Here is an 808-nt window from a genome sequence, read left to right as displayed (position 1 = left end):
CCGTTGTTAAGTCGGTTCCTTTTTTCACATATCGCCTTAAAAGCCCGTTAGCATTCTCATTGGCTCCACGCTCCCAAGAACTATAAGGATGGGCAAAGTACCCATCAGCCTCCAACGCTTTTGCGATGGTGTCGTGGCCTGCAAACTCTCTCCCGTTATCTGCCGTAATGGTATGGACGTGTTCCTTATAAGGCATGAGTAGCTCTATGGTGGCTTGGGTGACATCATCTGCCGACTTCGATGGCACTTTTTTGACTACGTAAAATCGTGTTTTACGCTCTAAAATTGTCACCATAGCACCAGTACCATGTTTACCTAATACGGTGTCGATCTCCCAATCACCCAATCGATCCCTACTGTCAACGATGCTTGGCCTATGCTCGATAGACACAGCATTCTTGATCGCTGGCGCTTTCTCTTTTCTACCGCGACGATACCGCTTATGACCTTGCCTCAAGTGGCGATATAACTTGCCTCCTAAGCGTTTATCCTGCGCAACAAATCGGTAGATCTACTCATGGCTTACAGCGGAACCGACTCTAGTTAATACGCTGGAAATCTGCTCTGGACTCCAATCCGCTTCTAAAAGGAGGCGGATAAAATCAACCCGCGCTTTTGGTATTCTATATTTACGCGCTGATGTGCGTTTTTTGGTTGAGAATACCTGAGCTTCGGTCGGACAATAATGACTGCCTTTGCTGCCGCGTTTAAGCTCCCGATATACCGTAGAGCGATGGCACTGAACGATTTTAGCTATTTCAGAAACCGAAATTCCCCGCTCCAATAGAGCAGAAATCTGGTATCTTCT

Annotated in this window: 1 pseudogene; it reads right to left on the bottom strand. The window is 47.0% G+C overall.

Annotated elements, in window-relative coordinates:
* A pseudogene (locus BLO31_RS14330) lies at positions 1–808 on the bottom strand (IS30 family transposase); the annotation flags it as partial.

It is taken from the genome of Vibrio sonorensis (assembly GCF_001854765.1).
Classification (GTDB): Bacteria; Pseudomonadota; Gammaproteobacteria; order Enterobacterales; family Vibrionaceae; genus Vibrio; species Vibrio sonorensis.
This window is presented reverse-complemented; position numbering and strand designations above follow the sequence as displayed.